The sequence below is a fragment of the Amycolatopsis sp. lyj-90 genome, from assembly GCF_046549035.1.
GTDB lineage: Bacteria > Actinomycetota > Actinomycetes > Mycobacteriales > Pseudonocardiaceae > Amycolatopsis.
Window position 1 is genome coordinate 335735 of record NZ_JAJPWP010000008.1, and the last position, 25628, is coordinate 361362.

Annotated in this window: 22 protein-coding genes and 1 pseudogene; 11 read left to right on the forward strand and 12 right to left on the reverse strand. The window is 71.1% G+C overall.

All coding sequences use genetic code 11. The features are described 5' to 3' along the window. Window positions 1-23: 23 nt before the first annotated feature. Together ACLJPX_RS30420 and ACLJPX_RS30425 are read left to right on the forward strand one after the other, a co-directional pair. On the forward strand, window positions 24-4004 hold the full coding sequence (locus tag ACLJPX_RS30420) for a glycohydrolase toxin TNT-related protein (protein ID WP_410603922.1): 3981 nt from the start codon (window positions 24-26) through the stop codon (window positions 4002-4004). Beyond that, window positions 4004-4330, forward strand: a complete 327-nt coding sequence (locus ACLJPX_RS30425) for a hypothetical protein (protein ID WP_410603924.1) — start codon at window positions 4004-4006, stop codon at window positions 4328-4330. Before ACLJPX_RS30420 ends, ACLJPX_RS30425 begins: the two co-directional genes overlap by 1 nt. Before the next feature lie 84 nt (window positions 4331-4414). Here ACLJPX_RS30425 and ACLJPX_RS30430 read toward each other — a convergent pair whose 3' ends face one another. Genes ACLJPX_RS30430 through cbiE form a run of 5 tightly spaced genes read right to left on the reverse strand, consistent with a single transcriptional unit; the run spans window position 4415 to window position 11206 of the window. After that, a complete protein-coding gene (locus tag ACLJPX_RS30430; protein ID WP_410603926.1) occupies window positions 4415-7534 on the reverse strand; it encodes an arabinosyltransferase domain-containing protein in 3120 nt (1039 codons plus the stop codon). Between the two features lie 33 nt (window positions 7535-7567). Then, window positions 7568-8314, reverse strand: coding sequence for a cobalt-precorrin-6A reductase (locus ACLJPX_RS30435; RefSeq protein WP_410603928.1), 747 nt, complete (start codon window positions 8312-8314; stop codon window positions 7568-7570). Beyond that, complete coding sequence (locus ACLJPX_RS30440; RefSeq protein WP_410603930.1) at window positions 8311-9306, reverse strand: Gfo/Idh/MocA family protein; 996 nt, start codon at window positions 9304-9306, stop codon at window positions 8311-8313. Before ACLJPX_RS30440 ends, ACLJPX_RS30435 begins: the two co-directional genes overlap by 4 nt. Continuing rightward, a complete protein-coding gene (cobM, locus tag ACLJPX_RS30445) occupies window positions 9303-10064 on the reverse strand; it encodes a precorrin-4 C(11)-methyltransferase (RefSeq protein ID WP_410603932.1) in 762 nt (253 codons plus the stop codon). The genes ACLJPX_RS30440 and cobM overlap by 4 nt, the downstream gene beginning before the upstream one ends. Then, window positions 10061-11206 carry a precorrin-6y C5,15-methyltransferase (decarboxylating) subunit CbiE gene (cbiE, locus tag ACLJPX_RS30450; RefSeq protein ID WP_410603934.1) on the reverse strand — a complete coding sequence of 382 codons (1146 nt, stop codon included), beginning with the start codon at window positions 11204-11206 and terminating at the stop codon, window positions 10061-10063. Before cbiE ends, cobM begins: the two co-directional genes overlap by 4 nt. Window positions 11207-11265: 59 nt before the next feature. Between cbiE and ACLJPX_RS30455 the strand changes: the two genes are divergently transcribed. The 4 genes from ACLJPX_RS30455 to cobC are packed head-to-tail and all read left to right on the forward strand — an operon-like array spanning window position 11266 to window position 16184. Beyond that, window positions 11266-13230, forward strand: coding sequence for a putative cobaltochelatase (locus tag ACLJPX_RS30455; protein WP_410603936.1), 1965 nt, complete (start codon window positions 11266-11268; stop codon window positions 13228-13230). Next, window positions 13230-13844 (forward strand): cob(I)yrinic acid a,c-diamide adenosyltransferase, encoded by a 615-nt coding sequence (gene cobO / locus ACLJPX_RS30460; RefSeq protein ID WP_101605739.1) that lies wholly within the window; start codon window positions 13230-13232, stop codon window positions 13842-13844. Before ACLJPX_RS30455 ends, cobO begins: the two co-directional genes overlap by 1 nt. After that, a complete protein-coding gene (locus tag ACLJPX_RS30465; protein ID WP_410603938.1) occupies window positions 13838-15172 on the forward strand; it encodes a cobyrinate a,c-diamide synthase in 1335 nt (444 codons plus the stop codon). Before cobO ends, ACLJPX_RS30465 begins: the two co-directional genes overlap by 7 nt. After that, a complete protein-coding gene (cobC, locus tag ACLJPX_RS30470; RefSeq protein WP_410603940.1) occupies window positions 15165-16184 on the forward strand; it encodes an Rv2231c family pyridoxal phosphate-dependent protein CobC in 1020 nt (339 codons plus the stop codon). The genes ACLJPX_RS30465 and cobC overlap by 8 nt, the downstream gene beginning before the upstream one ends. On the opposite strand, the gene ACLJPX_RS30475 is transcribed toward cobC, so the two are convergent. Then, on the reverse strand, window positions 16165-17049 hold the full coding sequence (locus ACLJPX_RS30475) for an NAD(P)-dependent oxidoreductase (RefSeq protein WP_410603942.1): 885 nt from the start codon (window positions 17047-17049) through the stop codon (window positions 16165-16167). The genes cobC and ACLJPX_RS30475 overlap by 20 nt on opposite strands. A 63-nt stretch (window positions 17050-17112) precedes the next feature. On the opposite strand from ACLJPX_RS30475, the gene ACLJPX_RS30480 reads away from it, so the two are divergent. Both ACLJPX_RS30480 and ACLJPX_RS30485 read left to right on the forward strand, forming a co-directional pair. Next, window positions 17113-17511 carry a MerR family transcriptional regulator gene (locus tag ACLJPX_RS30480; RefSeq protein ID WP_101605743.1) on the forward strand — a complete coding sequence of 133 codons (399 nt, stop codon included), beginning with the start codon at window positions 17113-17115 and terminating at the stop codon, window positions 17509-17511. Window positions 17512-17570: 59 nt separating this feature from the next. Continuing rightward, a complete protein-coding gene (locus ACLJPX_RS30485; protein ID WP_410603944.1) occupies window positions 17571-18191 on the forward strand; it encodes a hypothetical protein in 621 nt (206 codons plus the stop codon). 10 nt (window positions 18192-18201) lie between these two features. On the opposite strand, the gene ACLJPX_RS30490 is transcribed toward ACLJPX_RS30485, so the two are convergent. From ACLJPX_RS30490 to ACLJPX_RS30500, 3 genes are read right to left on the reverse strand one after another with little or no spacing between them, the layout of a single operon-like run. After that, on the reverse strand, window positions 18202-18948 hold the full coding sequence (locus ACLJPX_RS30490) for an adenosylcobinamide-GDP ribazoletransferase (protein ID WP_410603946.1): 747 nt from the start codon (window positions 18946-18948) through the stop codon (window positions 18202-18204). Continuing rightward, the gene (gene cobT, locus ACLJPX_RS30495; protein WP_410603948.1) at window positions 18945-19958 is read right to left on the reverse strand and encodes a nicotinate-nucleotide--dimethylbenzimidazole phosphoribosyltransferase; all 1014 of its coding nucleotides are present in this window, start codon (window positions 19956-19958) and stop codon (window positions 18945-18947) included. The genes ACLJPX_RS30490 and cobT overlap by 4 nt, the downstream gene beginning before the upstream one ends. Window positions 19959-19967: 9 nt before the next feature. Beyond that, a complete protein-coding gene (locus ACLJPX_RS30500; RefSeq protein WP_410603949.1) occupies window positions 19968-20573 on the reverse strand; it encodes a bifunctional adenosylcobinamide kinase/adenosylcobinamide-phosphate guanylyltransferase in 606 nt (201 codons plus the stop codon). A 36-nt stretch (window positions 20574-20609) separates the two neighbouring features. Here ACLJPX_RS30500 and ACLJPX_RS30505 point away from each other — a divergent pair, with 36 nt between their 5' ends. Then, a complete protein-coding gene (locus tag ACLJPX_RS30505; protein ID WP_410603950.1) occupies window positions 20610-21542 on the forward strand; it encodes a cobalamin biosynthesis protein in 933 nt (310 codons plus the stop codon). Then, window positions 21539-22996, forward strand: coding sequence for a cobyric acid synthase (locus ACLJPX_RS30510; protein WP_410603951.1), 1458 nt, complete (start codon window positions 21539-21541; stop codon window positions 22994-22996). Before ACLJPX_RS30505 ends, ACLJPX_RS30510 begins: the two co-directional genes overlap by 4 nt. A 33-nt stretch (window positions 22997-23029) precedes the next feature. Here ACLJPX_RS30510 and ACLJPX_RS30515 read toward each other — a convergent pair. Beyond that, window positions 23030-23590, reverse strand: a pseudogene (locus ACLJPX_RS30515) (TetR/AcrR family transcriptional regulator); the annotation flags it as partial. A gap of 60 nt (window positions 23591-23650) precedes the next feature. Between ACLJPX_RS30515 and ACLJPX_RS30520 the strand changes: the two are divergent. After that, complete coding sequence (locus ACLJPX_RS30520; RefSeq protein WP_410603952.1) at window positions 23651-24460, forward strand: SDR family NAD(P)-dependent oxidoreductase; 810 nt, start codon at window positions 23651-23653, stop codon at window positions 24458-24460. On the opposite strand, the gene ACLJPX_RS30525 is transcribed toward ACLJPX_RS30520, so the two are convergent. Together ACLJPX_RS30525 and ACLJPX_RS30530 are read right to left on the reverse strand one after the other, a co-directional pair. Continuing rightward, complete coding sequence (locus ACLJPX_RS30525; protein WP_410603953.1) at window positions 24457-25248, reverse strand: CbtA family protein; 792 nt, start codon at window positions 25246-25248, stop codon at window positions 24457-24459. The two genes, ACLJPX_RS30520 and ACLJPX_RS30525, sit on opposite strands and share 4 nt — an antisense overlap. Before the next feature lie 14 nt (window positions 25249-25262). Further along, complete coding sequence (locus ACLJPX_RS30530; RefSeq protein WP_101605752.1) at window positions 25263-25469, reverse strand: CbtB domain-containing protein; 207 nt, start codon at window positions 25467-25469, stop codon at window positions 25263-25265. Window positions 25470-25628: the final 159 nt, after the last annotated feature.

Sequence of the window (25628 nt, forward strand, 5' to 3'; positions counted from 1 at the left end):
CACTCACTGGGAGCACTTTCTTCATGTACGAAAAGAAAACCGGGCTGAGACACGCCCTCGCGCGGGTCCTGATCGTCCTGCTCGTGCTGGCGCTGCCCGCCGGGCTGGCCGGTACCGCGGTGGCCGCCGAACCGGCCCCGGCCGCCGCCGCGCCTGCGGCACAGAACCCACCGCCGCCGATCGACGAGGAAGACGCGTTCAACCGCGAACTCGTCCAGGACATCGCCGACCACGCCGAGGACGTCGAAGTCCGGGACGCGGCCCGCGCCGCGCTCGCGACCAACGACCCGGCCAAGATCCGCGAATACCTCGACACCGGTGACGCGCTGGCCAGGAAGGCCGCCGCGGACCGCAAGAAGCGGGTCGCCGCCGACAACCGGGCGCTGGTCACCGAATGGTCGAAGACCGCGGGCCCGATCGCGCGTCAGCGCGCCCTGGACGTCCTGGGCACCAACGACGACAAGAAGATCGCGGACTTCGTCGCCTTCGGCAAGGATCTCGCCGACGCCGAGGACCGCAACACCGTCGAGGACGCCGCTGCCAAGGCGGAGCGCATCAAGGCGCGCGTCACCGACATGGTCGCCCGCGGCGGGCCCGAGGTCCAGGTGCTCGGACAGGCCGCTTTGGACAGTGGCGATCCGGCCGTCATCGAAGAGTTCTTCACCACCGGGTACACCGAAGCGAACAAACGCGACGGTGAGGCCCGCGCCGCGATCGAAGCCGCGCAGACCGCGCGGAACAAGGCGCTGCAGGATCTCCAGGATCTCGCCGACCGCTCCGCGCGTGCCTCGAACGCCCGGACCCAGATCCTGAAGTCCAGCGTGCAGGCCGTGAAGTCGCTGACCGACGCGTCCAACGCGATGGGCTTCGGCAACCAGGCGGCCAAACGCGCCGACCAGATCTTCGACGAGGACAAACCCGGCCGCCCGGCCGGGAAACGCGGCCGTGCGGCCGAACTCGCCGGTCTCACCGCCGAGGCCAAGCGCCAGTTCGACGGCGCCACCGCCGCCGCCAGGGAGGCCACCACCCAGGCGGGCCTTTCGGACGCGGCCGCGCAGCAGCTCAAGGACACCGGCCTCACCCAGGGACTCGACTGGGTGCAGGTGACCAAGGCCGTCGCCGCCGCCTCGCAAGCCGCGGTCAAGGCGGCCGAGACCGCCTGGCGCGCCACGGAGGCGACCGAAGCCGCGAGCCTGGCACTCGACGCCAACGCGAACGCGCAGGCGCACGCCGACAACGCCAAGAAGTACCGGCTGTCGGCCGAGGAACACGCCCGTCAGGCCCACGATCTCGAACTCGCCGCGGCCGCGCAGGCCGCCGCGGCCCAGGCCGCCGCCGCCAACGCGCACGACGCGCGGCTCAAGGCCGAGCAGGCCGAGAGGAACGCCTGGGCGCACGCCGCCAAGGCCCGGGCCGCCCTGGACCGGGCGCGGTCGCAGCGCGCCATCGCGCGGCAGGCGATGACGAACGCGGTCAGCCAGGCCGGGCTGGCCAACGCCGCCACCCGCCGGGCGATCGGGCAGCAGGACGTCGCGCTCTTCCACGCGGGAAAGGCGATCGAGGCGCACAACAACGCCGTCGGCGCCGGGAACCGGTTCATCGACGCGGGTAACAAGGCGGCCGACGCCGCCGGCCGGGCCCAGCGGGCCAGGGACACGTTGAACTCGGCCGAGTTCAACCTGGCCGCGGCGGACGCCGCCGCGGCGGCCAAGGTGGGCACCCCCGAGGCGGAGACCACCGCCCGGGAGGCGAAACGCGCCCGCGACGAGGTCAACCTCGCCCGGCCCGCCGCGGAGAACTCGCGCTCCGAGTCCAACGCCGCCGGTGCGGCAGCGGCCGCCGCGGGCGCCGAAGCGGCACGCGCCAGTGCCGCCGCCGCGCAGGCGAGGGCCGAGGCCGCGACCGCGTCGCGCGAGGCCAAGAAGACCCACGACGAAGCCGTGCGGTCCCGCGCCGAGGCCGATCGCGCCAACGCCGAGGCCGTCAAGGCGAACACCGACGCGCAGACGACGGTCAACCTCGCCCAGGCCGCGATGGAACAGGCCGCGCAGGCCAAAACCGACGCGGAACTGACCAAGTCCGAGGCGGAGGCGGCCGCGAGCGAGTCCGTCGTCGCCCAGGTCCAGGCGAAGGTCGCGGGCCGGGCTTCGCTCAACGCCCGGGTCGCCGCGGACGGCATCGCCTCACCCGCCGCGCGGGCGCTCGATCTCGCGGGCCCGCTCGCCGAGACGGATTCCGACGCGGCGCTCGCCGCCGACGTCGCGTCCCTCGCGCTGGCGATCGGCCAGGACCAGGCCGACAAGGCCAAGAGCCACGCGGACCAGGCCGATCAGGCGGCCAAGGACGCCGCCGACGCCGCCAAACGAGCACTCGGCGAGGTCGCCCCGGCGTACCAGGCCGCGGCGGACGCGGCCCAGTCCGCGGCCAAGGCCGTCCGCTCGGCGGAAACCGCGATCAGGGCGGCCCGCCAGGCGGCCGTCGACGCCACCTACGCGCGCGACGCGAGCCGCCGCGCCGGTTACGCCGACGCGCAGGCCCGGCAGGACGCTTCCGCCGCGCACGGGGTCGCGGCCGAGGCGTCGAACGACGCGTCGATCGCCCGGCAGGCCTACAACCAGGCCTTGAGCGACGCCTCCCAGGCCAACCTGGCGGCGTCCGCGGCGGAGGGCGCGGTCAAGCAGGCCGACGACGCGGCGGCGGCCGCGGAGGGCATGGCCAACCTGATCGGCCCGATCGCGCAGCAGATGCGCGACCTCGCGACCACGCTCGAAGGCATGGCCCCGCAGATCCGCGAGGCCGAGCGGACCAAATGGGTCACCGACGTCCAGAAGTGGCTCGACGAGCACCTTCCCGGCGACACCAAGGGCGAGTTCCTCAAGGGTGTCGCGGGCGAGATCGTCAACATGGGCTTCGGGATCTGGACCCTCGCCAGCTGCGGGATGGGCCCGCAGACCGGTTCCGGCCCGGTCATGGGCAGGGAAGAAGCCTGCAAGTCCATTGTGGACGGCATCGGCAAGCTGATCGACGACCCGAAGCAGCTGCTGCACTGGGACGAGTGGGCGAAGAACCCGGCCAAGGCGCTGGGCATGACCGTCGTCGACATCGGCTCGTTCTTCATCCCGGGCGCCGGTGGCTTGAAGGTCGGCGAAGGCGTCGGCAAGGGCGCGGGCAAGGCGATCGTCGCAGTCGGCGCCGGTGCCGCGAAGACCATCGGCTCGCTGCTGATGAAGGGCATGCTCGACATCGGCGGCACCAGGTTCGCCGAGCTGGTCGGGAAGTTCGGCTCGGTCAACCTGTCGAAGGTGCTCGGCGAGGTGAGCATCGCCCAGTTCGTCAAGACACTCGACTCGGTCGGTGCCGCCTACGTCACCAAGTTCATCGCCGACAAGGGCGGGGTCGAGCTCGGCAAGCTGCTCGTCGGCAAGTCGCCCGCCGACGTAGCCAGCGCGCTGAAACTGGTGGCCGACGCGTCGGACCGGGCGGCCCTGGCGAAGCTGGTCGACGAGCTGACCACCCGCGGCAAACTCGGTCCGGACGTCATCCCGGCCAACGTGCCCGGGAAGATGCTCGACGGCTGGAAGCCGTTCGAGAAGATGAGCCGCGAAGACATGGCCAAGCTGTGGGTGCCGGACGGCGGCTGGGACAAGACCGGCGCCTGGGACTGGCCGAAGGCCGCGCCCAACAACGGCAAGGTGCCCGGCACGTCCAACCCGAACTACCAGCCCGTCAAGGGTGACGTGTGGGATCGCTTCGGCGACGCCAAGTTCGGGAAGAACCTTTCGCCCGACGGGGTGCCCTACGCCGAGCGCGCGATCCCGCCGACCAACCTCGGCGACGGTTACCATCGCTACGAGTGGATCAAGCCGTGGGACTCGAACGCGGGCGCCATCGAATCCAGCAAGGTCGCCCCCGCCTTCGGGCAGCCCGGCGGCGGGATCCAGTTCCAAACGTCGAGGACCGTCCAGCAACTCATCGACGACGGCTACCTGAGGGAGATCTTCTGATGGACGTCTGGCAGCTGCTCGCGGAGCTGGACAAGGCGGGCGTCGACCGGTCCGAGTACTACTTCCCGGGCATGCCGCCGCGGGAGAGCAACCCGGACGGCGGCACCTACCTCGAGGTCGAGGACGGCCGGTGGCAGGTCAAGCAGGCCGAACGCGGCCAGTCCTGGACGCGCGGGTCGTTCGGCACCGAGGACGAGGCGTGCCGCTTCCTGTACGACCTGCTCACCTGGAAGGCGCCCGAGCCGTACCGGCAGACGCCCGAGGAGGCCGAGGCCTCGCGACTGCACAACGAGCGCAGGCAGGCCGAAGACCGGCGGAACCTCTAGAGAGAGCTGAAGGGGCCCTTCACCGCATCACATGCGGTGAAGGGCCCCTTCGCTGCGTCCTATGCGGGGAAAGTCCCCTTCAGCTCAGCGCGTCGGGTCCTTGCCGTTCGGCTGCCTCGGTCCGGGACCTGGCGACCACCAGCCGGGGACGACCTTCTCGCCGTGGATGATCGTCGGCGCGATCCCCTCGGTGAACGGTTCGACCTGCAACAGCTGGCCCCACGACTGGCTCGGCTGGCCGATCAGGTAGCTGGGCACCTCGGGTTCGGCGGCGACCTCTTCGAGCCAGCCGATCGGACCGCCGTTGGTGCTGGACGCCCAGTTCGCCTCGTCGGCCACGGCGCCCGCGGTGATCCGGTACTCGGGCATCTTCGAGATGCCGTCGTGCGAGGTCACCGGCTGCACGCACGGGTAGACGAACGACGCCGGCCAGTCGACGTACACCGGCTTGCCCGCGATCTTCTCGGTCAGCGTGGTGAACGTCGGCACGCGGGGCGCCGAGGCGGCGATCCAGCCGTCTTCGGTGAGGTCGTTGTCGACGATGTTGATCCGCACGGACGTCGTCTCGGCGGGGAGGTCGCGCAGGTTGATCCGGGTGTCGTTCCAGCCGTTGGTCCCGGCGCCCGGAGGGAGCACGAACTGGCTCCGGACGATCTTCACGCCTTCGCCGGTGTTCACGCCGTAGTCGAGGCTGACCGACGTCGGCCGCCGCGAGGCACCCGCGGTGGCGACGACGATCTGGCCGTCAGCGGGCTTCTCGGCGAGGGCGTACCAATCGCTGCGAAGCCGTCCGGCCCGCGTCTCGGGGTCGAGGAAGCTGCTCCACATCGGCACTTCGTCGGGTTTGAAGCCGTGCGGCGGTTCGGCCAGCGGATCCTTGTCGTCGATCGCACGGGTGTGGAACCCGGTCTGCACGCGGCCGTTGTCCTGTTCCGGATCGGGCAGCGGTGGCGGGGTCTGCCCGGCGGGCGGCTCCTCCTTCTTCACCGGCACCGTCCGCTGTTCGGGCTGGGCCCGCAGGATGCTGGTCGCGGCGTCCCGTTCCACCATCACGTGGTCGGAAAGGTTGCAGCTCTTGCCGGACAGATGCCCGAAGTTCGCGGCGCCGAGGCTGTAGGAACCGGCCTGGTTGTGGATCGCCCAGGCCATGCTGACGAACTCGCCCCCGGCCATCAGACCGCAGACGACCACCAGCGAAAGCGACCCGAGCCGCAGCGACCGGCTCCGGCCTTCCTGCGGCCCGGCGGGCAGCCCGGGCCGGTGCGCGCGGACGTTCTCCACGAACGCGTAGATCCCGGAGATCGCGGCCGCGATGAGCAGGATCGTCGACAGCGGGATCCCGCCGATCGACGGCGCCACCCCGGTCCACTGCACGCCGAGTTTCGAGACGAACCAGAAGGAGTTGGGCCCGGTCGCGGCCAGCGCGCCGACCACGAGCAGCCCGGCGAGGAACGCCGCCCGGTTCCGTCTCGACCGCAGCACCGTCGAACTGGTCGCCAGCGCGGTCAGCGCCGCCATGGCCGCGCCGACCGCGGCGAACGCGCCGAAGTGGTGCGTCCACTTGGTCGGGGTCAAGGCCAGCAGGAGGAAGAAGAGCGCGACCGTCCCGATCAGGCGACGGCTGGGGCCGAGCGCGGCACCCGGGATCCGGCCGCGGCGCAGCAGCACCACCAGGCAGGTGCCGGTGCACAGCAACACGAGCAGGACGGGGAAGCGGCGCGGCATCGAGCCGTCCGGCAGGCTTTCGAAGAGCAATTGGTAGCGCGCGAGCTCCTGGAACCACGACAGGTTCGGGCCGACCTGGGTACGGATCCGGGTCGCCTCCTGCACGGTGGCGAAGGTCTGGTCGGCGAAGACCACGATCAGCACCAGCAGCCCGGCGGCCAGCACCGGCGCGAGCACCGGCAGCCAGCCGTTCTCGGCGCGCTGGCGGACCAGTTTGAACAGCGGGCGGGCGGCGACCAGGAACGGCGCGACCGCGATCAGCCCGGTCGGCGTCGCGGCCAGGGTGAACCCGGCGGCGGTGAGGCCGAGGGCCAGCGGCAGCAGACGGCGCGTCACGAGCGCGCGCTCCACGGCGCAGATCGCCAGCAGCGAGCCCAGCGCGGCGACCGGTTCCGGCCGGACACCGTTGTTGAACGGCATCCACCAGACCAGGAAGACCGCTGCGGCGGCCCAGCCGGCCGCGCGGCTCGTCCGGACCTGGGTGCCGAGGCGCGGCATGACCTCGCGGCTGATCAGCAGCCAGCTCAGCACGCCGAGCACGAACGACGGGAGCCGGATCCACGGCGGCACCGTGCTGACGTGCGCCATCAGCTGGAACACGTGGTAGAACCAGCCGAACGGCGCTTCGGCGACGCCGAACCAGCGGTGGTAGTTGGTCATGTAGCCGGTGTCTTCGGCGACTCTGGACATCGTGAGGATGTAGCCGTCGTCCGAGGTGACCGGGCCGATGAAGACCCACGCGCCGAGCGCGATGATCACCGTCGCGTCGCGGGCGGTCAGCCGCCACCAGCCGACCGGCGCCCAGCGGGGCGCGCGGCGGGCGAACCCGGAGTCCATCCGCCACACCGCGATCAGGCAGCCGATGAACGACAGCGCCGCGATCAGGCCGACGATCCACTTCAGCACCGTCGGCGAGGTCTGGTAGCGGGTGTCCGGGACGACCGAGACGTGCAGCCCGGCGATCGGGTCCTTGCCCGCGTTGATCGACGAGTAGATCCCGACCAGCCGCGGCCGGACGTCGCCCTCGGCGTGGAAGACCACGGTCTCGGCGACGGTCAGCGTCATCTGGTTCGCGTCCGCACGGAGCTTGACGTCGCAGTTGGCCGGTGACGCTGACTGCGGAGGCAGCGGTTGCTGCACGATCTGCTGGCCCTGGCTGGACGCGAGCAGCACCCCGTTGTCGATGCGCAGCTGCAGGCCGACACCCTTGCCCGCGCGCGGGTCGGTGCGGCCGTCGGGCACGGTCGAGAACAGCAACGCCTGGCCCTGTGAACGCGCGTCCAGTGACCGGACGGTCGTGCACGGCAGATCGACGCGCAGGTCCTGAGCCCAGTACCCGGTCAAGGGCGCGTTGACGGAGCGGGTGTCGCCGCCCGTTGGCCAGACGACCTCCGCTGTGTCCTGCACCACCGGCAGGAAGGGGAAAGCCAACGCGCACAAGGCGGACAGCAACCCCAGCGTGACAGCGATCAAACGCATCGGCGCAACGCTAACGGGTCTGGTCCGAACGGCTTACGCAGGGCTGCCCTTGGTCTCGGCGTCGAGCCAGGTTAAGGCGTCCTGAACCGTCGTCACGCTGGCGGTTTCGGGGCGCCGCGGCCGCCGGACGACGACCACGGGGAGGCCGAGTTCGCGGGCCGCGGTGAGCTTCGCGGCGGTCATCGCGCCGCCGCTGTCCTTCGTGACGAGCACCTCGACGCCGTGCCGTTCCATCAGCCCGCGTTCCTTGTCCACCGTGTACGGACCGCGGTCCAGCAGGACTTCGCACCGTCTGGGGAGCCGCACCTCGGGTGGATCGACGCAGCGGATCAGGAACCAGAGGTGGTCGAGCCCGGCGAAGGCTGCGAGACCTTGACGGCCGCTGGTGAGGAACACGCGTTCGCCGAGAGCCGGGAGCAGCCGCGCGGCGTGGTCGAGGTCGTCGGCCCAGTGCCACGTGTCGCCGGGCTGTCCGGTCCAGCCAGGCCGGGCGACCCTGAGCAACGGCGTGTTCGTTTCGCGCGCGGCTTCGGCCGCGTTGGCGCCGATGCGTTCGGCGAAGGGATGGGTGGCGTCGATCAGCGCGGCGACGTCGTTCTCGGCCAGCCAGCGCGCGAGACCTTCCGGGCCGCCGAAGCCGCCGACGCGGACTTCACCGTCCGGCAGTTTCGGTCGCGCGACACGGCCCGCGAGCGACGACACGACGTGTTCGCCGCGCGCCGCCAGCTCCTTCGCCAGCTCCCGTGCTTCGCCGGTGCCGCCCAGGATGAGCACTCTCATCGGGCTACGGCGGCACGCCAGCGTTCGAGGGTGCGCAGGTTGGCGAGCGTCTCCGCCCAGGTGAGTTCGGGTGCTTGACGGTCTTCGAGGTGCGTGGCGACGTGGTCGGCTTCGCGGGCGAAGAGGCCCTGCGTCGCCTCGACTTCGATCACCTCGGGTTCCCCGCCTTCCGGCGTGAGGATGATCTGCGAGGTCTTCGGCTTGCGCATTTCGTGGATCCACGCCGGCTTCGGCACGTACAGCTGTCCTTGTGAGCCGTACACGCGGATGTGGTCGTCCTGCGTCAGCTGGAAGCCGCAAGCCAGTTGCGCGAGGATCCCGCCCGGCAGCCGCAGCAGGCCGAACGCGAACTCGTCGATGCCGTTCTCGTCGAGCCTCGCCATCCCGAGCACTTCTTCGGGCTCGACGACGTCCTGCCCGGTCGCGGCCTGCGAGACCAGCCGCGAAAGCGAGGTGCAGTAACACCCGACGTCGAAGATCCCGCCGCCGCCCAGCGCGGGATCGGTGAGCCGGGGGACGGCGAAGTTGTAGCTGAAGGCGACGTCCACGGCGCGGACCTCGCCGATGGCGCCGCAGGAGATCAGCTCGGCCAGCCGCCGGATCTGCGGATGCAGCCGGTACATGAACGCCTCCATGAGGAAGACGTCGTTGACGCGGGCCGCTTCGATGACCTTCTCGGCTTCGCTGACAGACACGGTCAGGGGTTTCTCGCACAGGATGTGCTTGCCTGCCTCGGCCGCGCGGATCGCCCATGCGCCGTGCAGTGGATGCGGCGTCGAGATGTAGACCGCGTCGACGTCCGGATCGGCGAGCAGATCCTCGTAGGAGCCGTAGCACTTCGGGATCTCGAAGCGGCTCGCGAACTCGGCGGCCCGGTCGCCGGACCGTGCGGCGACGGCCTCCAGCACGCCGTGCTTGCTCTCTTCGACGCCCGCCGCGAACTCGGCGGCGATGGTCCCGGCGGCCAGCAGGCCCCAGCGAAGGTTCTTCACAGTGACTCCGGTTGATTCGCGCGATCACGGGTGGCCGAGTACAGGAAACTGTCGGGAAACCCTTCGGCGGCAAGGACTTTCCCGACGAAGATCATCGCCGCGCGGCTGATCCCGGCTTCGCGGGACTGGGCGGCGATGGTGCCGAGAGTCCCGCGCAACACCTGCTCACCGGGCTGACTCGCCAGCGCCACCACCGCCGCGGGGCAGTCCTCTTTGTAGAAGGGCAGCAATTCGTCGACCACCTGCTCGATGCGGTTGATCGCCAGATGCAGCGCGAGCGTGGTGCCGGTGCGCGCGAAGTCGGCGAGCGTTTCCCCCGGTGGCATGGCCGTGGAGCGTGCCTGCGCCCGCGTGACGACCAGGCTTTGGCCGACCTCGGGCACGGTGAGTTCGCGGTTGAGCAGCGCGGCCGCGGCGGCGAACGCGGGAACGCCGGGGGTGACGTCGTAGGGGACGCCGGCCGCGTCGAGACGGCGCATCTGTTCGGCGACCGCGCTGTAGATCGACGGATCCCCGGAACAGAGCCGCGCGATCTCGTGGCCGTTGTGGTGGGCCTCGACCATGCGCTCGACGATCGCGGGCAGGTCGAGGTTCGCGGTGTCGACGAGGTCCGCGTCGCCCGGGCAGTACGCCAAGAGCGCCGTGGGCGTCATGCTGCCGGGGTACAGGCAGGTTCCGCAGCGGGCGAGCAGGTCACGGCCCCGCACGGTGATGAGGTCGGCGGCGCCGGGACCGGCGCCGATGAAGTGCACGGTCAAGGTCTGCTCCGATAGCTCCACTGCGTCACGGCTCGCGCCGGGGTCCAGCCGGTGAATCCGCCCAGCGGCGCGGCCTGTTCGACCCCGACGCGGATCAGCTCGCCGCCGTGTTCGGTGTACGCGCGGGCCAGCGCTTGTTCGGATTCGAGGGTCACGCCGTGCGCGACCAGCCGTGCGCCGGTCGCCAGGCAGGCGTCCAGAACACCCGGAACGGTCAACCCGCCACCAAGGAAGATCGCGTTCGGCTTGGTCAGTCCTTCGAGTGCTTCCGGGGCCGCGCCGATCACCACGTCGAGTTCCGGGACGCCGAGCGTGTCCGCGTTCCGGGCGATCCGGGTGGCTCGTTCCGGGAGGCGTTCGATCGCGATTGCCCGGTTCAACGGATGCACCCGGGACCACTCGATCCCGACGCTGCCCGCGCCCGCGCCGACGTCCCACAGCAGTTCGCCGGGCGACGGCGCGAGCCTGGCCAGCGCGGACGCGCGGAGGTCGCGTTTGGTGAGCTGTCCGTCGTGCTCGAAGGCGTCGTCCGGCAGGCCGGTCAGCGGCAGCGCGGGACCGTCGGCCTCGACGGCGAACACGGTCAGCGAGCCGGGGCCGATCCGCTCGTCCGGGCCGCCGAGGTCGGACAGCGCGGTGACGCGGCTCCGTTCGTATCCGCGGGCTTTGAGCAGGTCAAGCAGGTCTTCGGCGTTCGCGCCGAGCACGAGGACCTTCCGGCCCGGCGCCAGCGCCCGGCTCACCCGGCCGATCGCGCGGCCGACGACGGTGACCACCTCGGTCTCCTCCGCCGCCCAGCCGAGCCTCGCGCGGGCGAGCGTCACGGAGGAGAGCGCGGGCAGGATCTCGACGTCGTAGCCGCGCCGGAGGAGCGTCGTGCCGATGCCGGACAGGAGGGGGTCGCCGCTGGCCAGCACGCAAACCCGGCCCTTGCCCGCCAGGAAGCCGTCCAGGGCGGGGAGCAGGGGACTGGGCCACGGCTCGGATTTCACCTCCGAGGGCAGGTACGCGAGTTGCCTCGGCGAGCCCACGGCGACGTCCGCGCGCAGCACCGCTTCCCTGGCCTGCCCGGACAGGCCGGACCAGCCGTCGGCCCCGATCCCGACGACCGTCAGGGGTGATTTTTCGCGCACGCTCGTCACGCTAGACGACGGATTTCCTGTGCGATGATCGGCCGGACGTCGTCGACGACAGGAGAGCTGTGAAGCCGTACCCGTTCACCGCCGTTGTGGGGATGCCGGATCTGCGCCTGGCGCTGGTGCTTTCCTCCATCTCACCCGCCGTCGGCGGGGTGCTGGTGCGCGGGGAGAAGGGCACGGCGAAGTCGACCATGGTGCGCGCGCTGGCCGGTCTGCTGCCCGGCGTCGACGTCGTGGACGCGTGCCGGTTCTCGTGCGATCCCGTCGAACCCGACCCGGCCTGCCCGGACGGCCCGCACGCCGAGGGCTCGCCCGCGCACCGCCGTCCCGCGCGGCTGGTGGAACTGCCGGTCGGCGCGGCCGAAGACCGCGTGATCGGCTCGCTGAACCTGGAACGCGCGCTCGCCGACGGCGTGACCGACTTCCAGCCCGGCCTGCTCGCGTCGGCGCATCGTGGCCTGCTGTACGTCGACGAGGTCAACCTCCTGCACGATCACCTGGTCGACACGCTGCTCGACGCCGCCGCCATGGGGCGCGCGACCGTCGAGCGCGAAGGTGTCTCGGTGTCGCACGCCGCCCGGTTCGTCCTGATCGGCACGATGAACCCCGAGGAAGGCGAGCTGCGGCCGCAGTTGCTCGACCGGTTCGGGCTCACCGTCGAGGTCGCGTCCAGCCGGGATCCCGAACTGCGCGTCGAGGTCGTCCGGCGGCGGCTCGCCTACGAGGCGGATCCTGACGGTTTCGCCGGGCAGTACGCGGCGGCCGACGCCGGACTGGCGGCCGACATCGAGGCGGCGCAACGACTTCTGCCGTCGGTGAAGCTTCCGGACGACGCGCTGCGGCAGATCGCCGAGGTCTGCGCGTCCTTCGAGGTCGACGGGATGCGCGCGGACATCGTGACCGCGCGGACCGCCGTCGCGCACGCCGCCTGGGCCGGGCGGACCGAGGTGACCACCGAGGACGTCCGGGTCGCGGCCCGGCTCGCGCTGCCGCACCGCCGTCGCCGGAATCCCTTCGACGCGCCCGGAATCTCCGAGGAACAGCTGGAACAAGCACTGCAGGACGCCCAGCCGGAGGATCCCGGCCCGGAAGACGACGGGCCCGGCTCTGGAACCCCGCCGGAGGGCGGCGAGACCTCGGGTCCGCCCCCGTCGGAGGGCGGCCAGGAACCTTCGGGCGGCGGCAAGAGCGGCGGTGACCAGAAGCCGGTCGGAGCCGGGGAAGCCTTTCGTGCCCGGCGTTTCGAGGTGAAGGGCACCGGAGAGGGCGCGGCCGGGCGGCGGTCTCGCGCGATCACCGACAACGGCCGGACCATCGGCGTCCAGCCCGCCGGGAGCAAGGACGGTCATCCGCATCTGCTCGCGACCGTGCGCGCGGCCGCGCCGCACCAGCGTTCCCGCGGACGCAGCGGCGCCGGGCTCGTGGTGCGGCCACAGGACCTCCGGTTCGCGCGGCGGGAAGGGCGCGAGGGCAACCTGGTGCTGTTCTGCGTCGACGCGTCCGGCTCGATGGGCGCTCGCCAGCGGATGCGCGAGGTCAAGACCGCCGTGCTGTCGCTGCTGCTCGACGCCTACCAGCGCCGCGACAAGGTGGGCCTGGTGACCTTCCGCGCCTCCGGCGCCGAACTCTCGCTTCCGCCGACGATCAGTGTCGACGCCGCGGCGTCCCGTTTGGACGGTCTCGCGACCGGCGGCCGGACGCCGCTGGCCGAGGGACTCCTTGAGGCGGCGAGGGTGCTGCGGATCGAAGCGGTCCGCGATCCGCTGCGGCGCCCGCTGCTCGTCGTCGTCACCGACGGCCGCGCCACCAGCGGTGCCGACGCCGTCAAACGGGCACAGCAGGCGGCCGGGCTGCTGGCCGGGAACGTGACTTCGATTGTGATGGACTGCGAGAGCGGCAAGATGCGCCTCGGGCTCGCCGCGGAACTGGCGGAACACCTGGGCGCGGAACACGTCCCGGTCGCCGAAGTCGCCGCCGACGCCCTGGCGGGCGCCGTCCGCACCCGGATCTCCGGAAGGGCCGCGTAATGCCCCAGGGCAAACCGGAAACCGTGCCCGCAGACGGGCTCACCACCCGCCAGCGCCGCAACCGTCCCCTGCTCGCCGTGCACACGGGTGAGATGAAGGGGAAGTCCACGGCCGCGTTCGGGATGGCGTTGCGCGCCTGGAACCAGGGCTGGTCGATCGGGGTGTTCCAGTTCGTCAAGTCGGCGAAATGGCGCGTCGGCGAGGAAGCCGCGTTCCGCGCGCTCGGCAAGCTGCACGAAGACACCGGCCAGGGCGGCCCGGTCGAATGGCACAAGATGGGCGAGGGCTGGAGCTGGGCTCGCAAGTCCGGCACCGAGGAGGATCACGCCGTCAACGCCCGCGAGGGCTGGGCCGAGATCAAACGCCGTCTCGCCGCGGAATCCCACGACTTCTACGTCCTCGACGAGTTCAGCTACCTGCTCAAATGGGGCTGGCTCGAGGTGGACGACGTCGTCTCGACGCTGACCTCGCGCCCCGGTCACCAGCATGTGGTGATCACCGGCCGGTACGCGCCGCCGGAGCTGATCGAGGCCGCGGACCTGGTCACCGAGATGACCAAGGTGAAGCATCCGATGGACGCCGGGCAAAAGGGCCAGCGAGGCATCGAATGGTGAGTCGCGTGGTCATCGCCGCACCCGGCTCCGGGCACGGCAAGACCACGATCGCCGCGGGCCTGATGGCGGCGTTGCGGGCGCGAGGTCTGGAGGTGTCCGGGCACAAGGTCGGCCCCGACTTCATCGACCCGAGCTATCACGCCCTCGCGACCGGGCGGCCGCCACGCAACCTCGACCCGTTCCTGCAGGGCGAGGAGCAGCTGATCCCGTTGCTGCTGCACGGTTCCGCCGGGGCCGACATCGCGATCATCGAAGGCGTGATGGGCCTGTTCGACGGCGCGCTCGGCACCGAGGGCTACGCCTCGACGGCGCACGTCGCGCGGCTGCTGGACGCTCCGGTGGTGCTCGTCGTGGACGCCTCGGCCGCTTCACGCAGTGTCGCGGCGACCGTGCTCGGATTCGCGCAGTACGACACGCGCGTCCGGCTCGCGGGCGTCATCCTCAACAAGCTGGGCTCGCAGCGGCACGCGGACGAGATCGTCACCGCGCTGGAAGCGACCGGTGTCCCGCTGCTGGGAACGTTGTACCGCAACGAAGAGATCCACGCGCCCAGCCGTCACCTCGGCCTGGTCCCGGCGGCCGAGCGCGCGAGCGAGTCGGAACGGCTGCTGCCGCAACTGGCCGGATGGATCAGCGAAGGTGTCGACCTCGGCGCCGTCGTCCAGGTCGCTCGCTCCGCCTCCCGCCTCTCGGGTGAACCCTGGCGGCCTCCGCTTTCGCATGACGGCCCGCGCACGGTCGTCGCGGCCGCCGCCGGTCCGGCGTTCACCTTCCGCTACACCGAGGCCGTCGAACTGCTCGCCGCCGCCGGTGTCGACGTCGTCGAGGTGGATCCGTTGCAGGACAAGGAACTTCCCGAGGGCTGCGCCGGACTGTACTTCGGTGGCGGCTTTCCCGAGGTGCACGCCGAAGAGCTGTCGGCGAACGTCCCGCTGCGGACGGCGGTGGCGCGGGCCGTCGGCGACGGTATGCCCGTCGTGGCCGAATGCGCCGGACTGCTGTACCTGTGCCAGGACATCGACGGGTTGCCGATGACCGGCGTCCTCGACGCCTCGGCGACCATGACCAAACGCGGGAAACTCGGCTACCGCAAGGCTTTCTCGCCCGCGGACACCCTGCTGGCCGTCGCGGGCCAGCGCGTCACCGGCCACGAATTCCACCGCACGATCGTCGAACCCGGCAGCGGTCCGACGCCCGCCTGGGGCTGGGATCGCACGCCCGACGGCTTCGCGTCGGCGACGCTGCACGCGTCCTACCTGCACGTCCACTGGGCGGGCTACCCCGAACTCGCCGAGCGCTTCGCAGCCGCGGTACACGCCCATGGCTGACTACGACCTCTGGCACCACGGCGACCGCGAGGTCGGCGAAGGGCTCGTCGACCTCGCGGTCAATGTCCGGCTCCCGGCCCCGCCCGCCTGGTTGCGCGCCGAACTGGCGGCCGCCCTGGACGACCTGGCCGCGTATCCGGACGTCACCGCCGCGGTGACGTCCGTGGCTAGGCGACACGGGTTGCCTGAGTCCCAGGTGCTGGTGACGTCGGGTGCGGCCGAGGCTTTCACCTTGCTGGCCACGGCTTTGCGGCCGTCGCGGGCGGTGGTCGTGCATCCGCAGTTCACCGAACCCGAAGCCGCTCTGCGCGCGGCAGGTCATCCGGTGCACCGCGTCCTGTTGTCGCCCGACGACGGTTTCCGGCTTCACCCGGTCCCGGACGACGCGGATCTGGTCTTCGTCGGCAACCCCACGAATCCGACCTCGGTGCTGCACCCGGCCGCGGACCTGCTCGCCCTCGGCCGCCCGGGCCGCCTGGTCGTCGTCGACGAAGCCTTCCTCGACGCCGTCCCCGGCGAGACCGAAACCGTTGCGGGACAACCGGGTTTCGTCGTCCTCCGCAGCCTGACGAAGACCTGGGGGATCGCCGGGTTGCGCGCCGGCTACGTACTGGCGGAGGAGTCCGTTGTGGACAGTCTGCGCGCGGTGCAGCCTCCGTGGTCGGTGTCGTCGCTCGCCGCCGTCGCCGTGGTGGCGTGCTGCCGCCCGGCGGCGCTGGAGGAGGCCGAAAAGCTGGCGGTGGCGGCGGAATCGGACCGGGAGTACCTGGTTTCCGGCCTGACCGACCTGGGCGTCGACGTGCTGGGGGAGCCGCGAGGGCCGTTCGTGCTCATCCGGCTTCCCGGCGCCGACCAAGTCCGGGAACGGTTGCGAGAGCACGGTTTCGCCGTCCGGCGTGGGGACACCTTCCCGGGGCTGGACTCGCGGTACCTCCGGATCGCCGTCCGGGACCGGGACACGGTGGACGGGTTCCTGACGGCACTCGCCGAGGTCAGGCGGCTCCCTTCTTGAGGAGTTCGATCACCGACGAGTAGCTGCTCTGGCCGAACCCGGCGGCGATGGCCTTCTCGGTCAGTTCCTTGTTCCTGAGCGGGATCTCGGCGTCCACGCCCTGCTCCTCGCTGGTGTCGACGATATGCCTGAGCGCCGTGAGATTCATTTCCAGAGAACCGAAATCGCCGGGATACTCGCCCTTGTCGATGGCGGGTGCCTCGGCCTTCAAGATCCCGTCGACCACCGAGGACAGGAACCAGTCCACGGCGAGTTTCGTGAACTCGGTCGCCGGGACCCCCGCGCTGCCGACCAGGGCGGCGGCGTGCAGGAAACCGTTCATCGACGAGTACATCAGGCTCAGCAGAGCGGTGTTGTACAGCACCGCGAGGCCCGGGTCCGTTCCCAGGTAGGTCGCGTCGCCCAACGCGGCCAGCGTCCCCCTGTGCGCGTCGAAGACCTCGGCCGAGCCGCTGTAGAGGAACACCGAACCCGGCTGGCCGACCAGTGCCGGCGGGACCATGATGGCCCCGTCGAGGTAGCCGATCCCGCGATCTCCGGCCCAGCGCACGGTTTCGTGCGCTTCCTTCGGCGTGCCGGAATTGAGATTCACCACCACCCGGCCACGCAGCGCTTCTTCGGCCGGTGCCAGCGCGGAGTACAGGGCGTCGTAGTCGGCGAGGCAGACCACGGTCACCTCGCTCGCGGACACCGCGTCCGCGATGCCGTCCGCCTCTCGCGCGCCTTGGGCCACCAAGGGCGCGGCCTTGCCGGGGGAACGGTTCCACACGGTCACCTCGTGGCCGTGGTCGAGTAGTGCCGCCGCGAGCGCCGCGCCCATCGGGCCGAGCCCGGCGACGGTGACGGAGGTTTTCTTTTCGGTCATGGAGAAAGGCTAAAGTCTCTCATCGGTGTGAGAGTCAACTCCCGATCGTGTAAAGGTTGTTCCATGCGGATCGGTGAGCTGGTGCGGCGGACGGGCGTGCGGGAGCGCCTGCTCCGCTACTACGAGGAACAAGGTCTCCTGCATCCGGTGCGAAGGCCGAGCGGGTACCGCGAGTACTCCGAACAGGACGTCGGGCGGGTGCGCAACATCCGGACGCTGCTGTCCGCGGGGCTGGGCACCGCCACCATCGCCGGGGTGCTGCCGTGCATGGTCGATCTGGGGAACGGCCTCGCGCCCGCTTGTGCCGACCTGTTGCCCGAGTTGTACCGGGAGCGGGAGCGGATCAGCACGGCGATCGACGAGATGACCGCGACGCGGGAGGTGCTGGACGGCATCATCGCCGCGACGGTCCCGCACGCCGACGAGGTCGCCGTGGCCTTGGCACGGCAGGCCGCGGGCTAGCGGTGTGAGGCCCGTGCGCGATCTTTGGTCTTCCCCAGGGCAGGTGGTTGGATGAGCCGGTGAACTTCGTGATCGGCGTCTTCGATCTCTTCGCCTACACCATCCCCGGCGCGCTCTACGTCGCGTTCTTCGGCTACCTCGGGGTGAAACTCCACCTCCTGACGGCGGCGTCCATCGGCGGGGTGCCCACCTTGGTGGCGGTGGTGGTGATCGTGGTGCTGAGCTTCCTGCTGGGCTATCTGGCCTATCCGCTCGGCGACGCGCTGGAACGGATCGTGCCGCGCAGGCGGGAGCGGAACGCCGCCGAGGAGTTCGTCCGCCGGATGCCGGCGGCCGAGGACCGGCCGTTCCTCAAGGAGAACACGCATCTCCTGCTGTGCGCGCTGCAACTGCACGACAAGGAGGTCGCGAGCGACGTCACGCGGCTGCGCGCGTCCGGTCTCATGGTGCGCAACTGCGCGCCGCCGTTGCTGTTCGGAGCGATCGCGGCGATCGTCGAGATCTTCGCGGGCAAGCACCCGTTCATCGCCGCCGGTCTCGCGGTGCTGCTTCTGCTCGCGTCGCTCACGCTGGTTTCGCAGGGCCGCAAACTCGGGCTCTGGGCGGGGATGAAGACCCTCGAACTGTGCTTCTGGCTCCCGGAAATCGACGAGAAACTGGCGACGGACAAGGCCGCTTGACTCGGTCGCCTCAGAACGACAAAGCCAGCAGAACCCCCGCGACGGCGACTTCGACACAGCCGCCGAGCACGTCTCCGGTGACTCCGCCCAGCCGTTGGACGCACCGCGCCAGCAGCGCCGACGCGGCCAGATAGCCGAGCGCCACCGCGATCAGGCCTTGCCACCAAGGCAGCACGAGCGCCGCCGAACCGGCGAGCACGGCGAACACCACCGCGGCCGCCCACATCGGCACCGAACCGGCGACGGTCGCACCCAGCCCCTCGGGCCGCGCCGAGGGGACGCCACGCGCGCAGCACAGCGAAAGCACCCCGCGTCCGGCGATAACCGCGATCGCGGCCGCCGCGATCCCGTGTCCGGCGGAGATCGCCCCGGCCAGCGCGCCCGTCTGGACGAGCAGGACCAGCACCAAGGTCGCGATCCCGGTCGGCCCGGAATCCCCGCGCCGCATCACTTCCAGCGCCCGCGCGCGGTCGTAGGAGGCACCGAGCCCGTCGGCCGTGTCGGCGAGCCCGTCCAAATGGAGCCCGCGACTGCCCATCGCCACCGCGCCCAGCGCCAGCGCGGCCGACGCGAAAGCGGGCAGTCCGACCAGTTCACCCACGAAGACGATCGCCGAAGCGACGGCCGCGAGCGGGACGACGGCCAGCGGGGCGAGCACCATCGCGCCGCCCGCCACCCGTCGGTCGATCACTCCAGGGGCGGGCACCCGGACCGTGGTCAGGGTGCCGACGGCCATCTTCAGCGCGTCCGCGATCAAGCGAGATCCGCCAGCAGGCCCATGTCCGCGATGATCGCCCGCGCCGCCCTCAACGTCGGTACCGCCTGCACGGCGCCGCTGCCCTCGCCGAGCCGCAGCCCGAGATCGAGGATCGGCTCCAGTCCGAGCGCTTTCAGCGCGTAGGCCTGCGACGGCTCGGTCGACCGGTGCCCGGCCTGCCACCACTGCTCGGCGCCCGGCGCGATCTCGCGGGCGACGAGCGCCGCGGCCCCGGAGAACACGCCGTCGAGCAGCACCGGCACCCCGCGAACCGCCGCCTGCACGAGAAAGCCCGCCGTCGCGGCGAGACAAGCGCTGCCGAGCACGGTCAGCAGCGCGAAGGGGTCTTTCACCGCATCGGCCCTGATCAAAGCGGCCTCGACGACCGCGAGCTTCCGCGCGCGCCCGTCCTCGTCGATCCCGGTGCCCGTACCGACGACGTCTTCCGGGAAAAGGCCGAGCACCGAGGCGACGACGGCCGCGCAGATCGTCGTGTTGCCGATCCCCATGTCTCCCGGGATGAGCAGATCCGCGCCGCCGTCGATCTCCTCGTCCGCGATCGCCAGCCCGTGCTCGAACGCCGTCCGCGCTTCCCCCGCGGCGAGCGCGTCCTCGACGTCGATCGAGCCGGAACCCCGCCGCACCTTGTGCGCGGTGACCTCGGCGGGAACGTCCGCGCCGTCCCAGTCCACGGCGATGTCCAGCACGCGCACCTTCGCCCCGGCGAGTCCGGCAAGCACACTGACGCCGCTCTTCCCGGCGAGGAACACCCGGACCATCGCCGCGGTGACCTCGCGCGGATACGCCGACATCCCGGAAACCCCGTGGTCCCCGGCGAACACGACCACTCGGACGTCGTCGAGCGGCCGTGGCGGCACGGTGCCGTGCGCGGCGCAGAGCCAGGCGGCCAGGTCTTCGAGCCGTCCGAGCGAACCCAGCGGCTTGACCAGGCCGTCCAGTCTCACGCGCGCGGCGGCTTCGGCGGCGGCGTCCGGAGTGGGGATACGCATGGTTGCTCCCTAAGGCAGGTCCAGCATCCGTCCGGCGACGACCAGCACGGTCCGGTCGGAGACGGCGGACACCCGGTTGTTCAACGCGCCCAGCACATCACGGAACACGCGCCCGGACACCGTCGCGGGCACCACACCGCTGCCGACCTCGTTGCTGACCGCGATCACCGGCACGTCGGCCTGCGCCCACGCGGCCAGGAAGTCCTCCAGCCGGTCGTCGAGCCGCCGTTCCCAGCCCTTGCGCTGTTCCCAGGCGCCGACCTCGTCGAGCACGCGGGCGATCCAGGTGCCGAGGCAGTCGATGAGCAGCGGATGCGTCGCCGTGCGCAGCACCGTGGCCAGGTCGGTGGTCTCGACGGTCTTCCAGGTGCTCGGCCGCCGCGCGCGGTGCGCGGCCACGCGAGCGGCCCATTCGGGATCGTCGGCGCTCGGGGGCAGCCCGGGCGCGAGATAGGTCAGGTGCGGGTGACGGGACGCGAGCCGCTCGGCGTGGTGTGACTTCCCAGAGCGGACGCCGCCCAGGATCAGCACCTTGCCGTCGTCGCGCGAGTAGCGGCGAAGTGCCCGCGCGAGAGTCTCCAGAACCCTCGCGAGGCGATGCGTCAGCTTGGTCATACCCCGCATTCTCGTGCACGCGCTACCGTTCGCCACGTGCCACTCCGACAAGCCGCCACCGCAGCCGGACTCGTTACCGGTTACGTCGCCGACGCCGTGTTCGGAGATCCACGGCGCGGGCATCCGGTCGCCGGCTTCGGCCAGGCCGCGCAAGCCCTTGAACAGCGGTTTTGGGCCGATTCGAAGGTCCGGGGCGTGGCGTACACCGCCGCGTGCGCGGGGACCGTCACCGGATTGGGGGTCGCCGCCCAGATCTTGACCCGGAAGCGCCCTTTCACCCGGTTCGTCCTCACGGCGGCGTCCACTTGGGTGGTTCTCGGCGGACGGGGGCTCGCCGCCGAAGGCACGCGGATGGCCGGCCTGCTCGACGAGGGCGACCTGCCCGGCGCACGGCGGCGGCTCTCGCACCTGTGCGCCCGCGACGCCACCGGCCTCGACGCAGGACAACTCGCGCGCGCGACCACCGAGTCCATCGCCGAGAACACCTCGGACGCCGTCGTCGCGCCGCTGCTGTGGGGCGCGGTCGCCGGAATTCCCGGCCTCCTGGGGTATCGCGCGCTCAATACCCTGGACGCGATGGTCGGCTACCGGTCGCCGAAATACGCCAACTTCGGGTGGGCCTCGGCCAGGGCGGACGATCTGGCCAATCTGGTGCCCTCCCGTGTCGGCGCGGCGCTGACCGTGGCCTCGGCACCGCTGGCGGGCGGCTTCGCCAAACCCGCGTTCCGGATCTGGCGCCGCGACGGGAAGCACCACCCGAGCCCCAACGCGGGCCAGGTCGAATCCGCTTTCGCCGGCGCGCTCGGCATCCGGCTCGGCGGAACGAACAGCTACGGCGGCCGCGCCGAACGCCGCGGCGTCCTCGGCGACGGGCGCGAGCCGGAACCGGTGGACGTGCGTCGCGCGGTCCGGCTCTCGCGAGCCGTCGGCCTCGCAGCGCTGGCCGTCGCGGTGGCGGTCACGCGATGAGCGGCCTGCTCGTCGCGGGGACGACGTCGGACGCGGGCAAGAGCCTGGTCACCGCCGCGTTGTGCCGCTGGCTCGCGCGCCAGGGCGTGCGGGTCGCGCCGTTCAAGTCCCAGAACATGTCGAACAACTCGATGGTGTGCGCGGACGGCGCCGAGATCGGCCGCGCGCAATGGCTGCAGGCGCGGGCGGCCCGCGTCGAACCCGAGGCCGCGATGAACCCGGTCCTGCTGAAACCCGGGAGCGACCGCCGCAGCCATGTCGTCGCGCTCGGGAAACCGTTCGGCACGCTGGAGGCGGGGGAGTACGCGACCGGCCGGGCCGGGCTCGCCGAGATCGCCTTCGACACGTTCTCTTCGTTGCGACGCCGCTTCGACGTCGTGCTGTGCGAAGGCGCGGGCAGCCCGGCCGAGATCAACCTGCGCGCGGGCGACTACGTCAACATGGGGCTGGCGCGGCGCTTCGGGCTGCCCGTGGTCGTCGTCGGCGACATCGACCGCGGCGGCGTCATGGCCGCGATGTTCGGCACCCTCGCTCTCTTGTCGGCCGAAGACCAGGCGCTGGTTTCGGGATGGCTGGTCAACAAATTCCGTGGTGACGTGGGCCTGCTGCGGCCCGGTCTGGAGACGCTGGAGAAGCTCACCGGCCGCGAGGTCTTCGGCGTCCTGCCCTGGCTCGACCAGGTGTGGATCGACTCCGAGGACGCGCTGGCCGCCGCGGGCTGGGGCGCGACCGGCGGCTCGCTGCGGGTCGCGGTCGTACGCTTTCCCCGCGCCTCCAACGCGACCGACGTCGACGCGCTCGCCGCCGAGCCCGGTGTCTCCGTCGCGCTGACGGCCGATCCGGATACCGTCCTTTCCGCCGACGTGGTGATCCTGCCGGGTTCCCGCGCGACCGTGGACGACCTGGCGTGGCTGCGTTCCCGTGGTTTGGCGGCCGCCGTACTGGCGCGGGCCGAAGCGGGCCGCCCAGTGCTGGGCATCTGCGGCGGCTATCAAATGCTGGCCGCCGAGATCGAGGACGACGTCGAGTCCGGCGCCGGACTCGTCCCCGGCCTCGGCCTGCTGCCGACGCGTGTCTCGTTCAGCGCCGACAAGGTGCTGGCACGCCCGACGGGTGCCTGGCGCGGCCAGCCCGTGGAGGCGTACGAAATCCACCACGGCGCCGTGACCGCCACCGGTCCCGCCGAGTCCTTTTTGGACGGATACCGGCAGGGGGCGGTGTGGGGCACCATGTGGCACGGTGCCTTCGAGAACGACGGCTTCCGCCGCGCCTGGCTGGGCGAGGTGGCGGACTGGTCACCGGCCGCCGGGGCGCAGGGTTTCGGCGCGCTGCGGGAGAGCATGCTCGACAGACTCGCCGACGCCGTCGAGGACCACGTCGACACCGTGGGACTCCAGCGTCTGATCGAAACCGGCTGCCACGTCGACCTGCCCTTCGTGCCGCCTGGAGCCTGAGCCCGGCGTCAGCGCGCGCAGCACCAGCCGGACCACCGACTCGCCGAACTCCTCGGTGAGCGGCCCGGTCCGCAACAGCCACCGGTAGTAGACCGCTCCGTAGTACAGGTCGACCGCGGCGTCGATGTCGGCGCCGTCGATCTGCCCGGCCTCGGCACCGGTCCGGAATCGTGCCCTCGTTGCCTCCAGCCACGGCTTCATCAGCCGTTCGTCGAGTTCCGCCGACAGTTTCACGTCACCCTGGATCGCGGTCAGCAGCGCGCGGTAGAACGCCTCGTAACCCGTGTCCGCCAACGGGTCCACAGTGGACCGGAGCACCGTGCGCAGATCCGCTCCGAGATCACCGGTGTCCGGGAAGCTCAGCTCGCCCGCTCCCTGGACCAAGGTCAGGTACGCGTCCAGCACCAGCGCGCCCTTGTCCGGCCACCACCGGTAGATCGTCTGTTTTCCCACTCCCGCCCTCGACGCGATCGCCTCCACCGCCAGCTTCGGGTAGCCGACTTCGCCGAGCAGTTCGGTGGTCGCCGTCAGGATCGCCTGCCTCGAACGTTCGCTGCGCCGAGTCGGATCCGGGGACTTGACGTTTCCAGCCATGCCGGTACTGTAACACAACGAGACGAGACGGTCCGTCTCGCAAAATCGAAGGAGTCGGAAATGCGTACTTGGTTCATCACCGGTGTCAGCCGCGGGTTCGGTCGTCTCATCGCCGAGCACGCGGTGAAGGCGGGGGACAACGTCGTCGGCACGGCCCGCCGGCCCGAAGAGCTGGACGAGCTGGTGGCCGCGAGCGAAGGCAGGCTGGTGATCCTGCCTCTCGACGTCACGGACAGAGCCGCCGTCTTCGAGACGGTCGAGAAGGCGGCCGAAGCGTTCGGGCGGATCGATGTCGTCGTGAACAACGCGGGCTTCGGCCTGATGGGCGCCGTCGAAGAGGTCGGCGAGGACGACGCGCGGGCGATCATGGAGACGAACTTCTTCGGCGCGCTGTGGGTCAGCCAGGCCGTGCTCCCCGTGCTGCGGAAACAGGGGGAGGGTCGGATCCTGCAGATGTCGAGCGTGAGCGGGCTGATGGCCGTGCCGACCATGGGGCTCTACAACGCGAGCAAGTTCGCCCTCGAAGGTCTCAGCGACGCGCTCGCGCAGGAGGTCGAAGGCTTCGGCATCCACGTGACCCTGGTCGAGCCGCGGATCTATGCCACCGACTTCATGGGCGCCAGTCTCAAGATGTCGCCGATGCGCCCGGCCTACGATCCGGTGCGCGCGGCGCTGATGGCGAAGTACGCCGACGGCGTCCCCGGAGACCCGGTGAAGGTCGCCGAGGCCGTCCTCGAACTGGTGGCCAGTGACGCGCCGCCCCGCCGCCTGCTGCTCGGCGACGGGGACTTCGACGTCATCGTGGACCTGCACCGGGACCGCGTCGCGGAATGGCGCTCGTGGGAGCCGGTCAGCCGGGCTGCGGGCTAGGCGTCCTTGCGAACCAACGATTTCTCGGTCAATGCTTTTTCCGACAGGGCGCCGAAGGCCAGGCCGAGCACCGTCCACAGCACCACCTGAGTGCCGACCGAGGCCAGCCGGAAGGTCCACAGGGTGGAACCGGGGAACTCGGCGGGGACCTCGTCGATCGACGGCAGCAGCGCCGCCGCCACCGCGATCAGCACGACGTACCCACCAGCGGCGATCAGACCGCCACGCCAGGCGCCGAGCTTGTCGGCCAGCTTCCGGCCGAACGCCGCCGCGAGAATGCCGATCAGCAGCGAAAGCGCGACGAAACCGAAGTACAGGGACGTCCGGCTCCCGATCGTGCCCGCCTGCCCGACCGCGGGGGGATTCGCCGGATACTTCAGGAACGGCACCAGGAACACGACCACGAACGCGCCGCCGGCGAGCAGGGCGGCGGTCACCCGCGGCCGCAGGGTGCCGAGCCGTCCGTAGACGAAGGCGAACGCGAGAGAGAACAGCCCGCCGACGGCGACGCCGTACAGGCCGACGCCGGTCAGCAGACCGACGGTGCTTTGCACACCACGTGTGACGAGCTCTTCCTCTTCGCCCTCGGCCGGAGCGGGCTCGTGGGCGGCCGGGTCATGGGCGGCCGGATCCTGAGCGCCGGCGTCGTGATGGGAGTGAGCCGCGGTGCCTTCGAGACCGATGGCGGTCTCGACCGAGGGCTCACCGAAGAAGTACGCGAAAAGGGTCGCCAGGACACCAGCGACCAGGCCCGCGAGCATGCCGCGGACCAGCAAGGACCTCATCATGGGGCGCGTGCCGCTTAGTGGCAGGGGAAGGCCAGCAGGTGCCGGCCGTCGTGGACGAACTCGTGGACGTACGAATTCGCGAACACCGACACCGCACCCTGCTCGGCGCTGATGAAGTACAGCGTGATCAGCGAAAGGAGGATGACGAGCACCGCCCAGGGCAGGATCTCGCGGACGGGGATCCGGATCGGGACGGGTACTGCGGCTACCGCTTGGGACATGGCGGTGGGACCTCCTCGGGCTAGCGCGGCCTCTTCAGGGGTGACACGACGGCTCCGGGTCTGGCTTCCCCGAACCGGCTGGTTCGAGGTCACAGTGGCGCGACCGCGCGGAATTTCACCGCGTTCCGGGTGCCGTCGTCTGGCCGGTCGAGAGTAGGT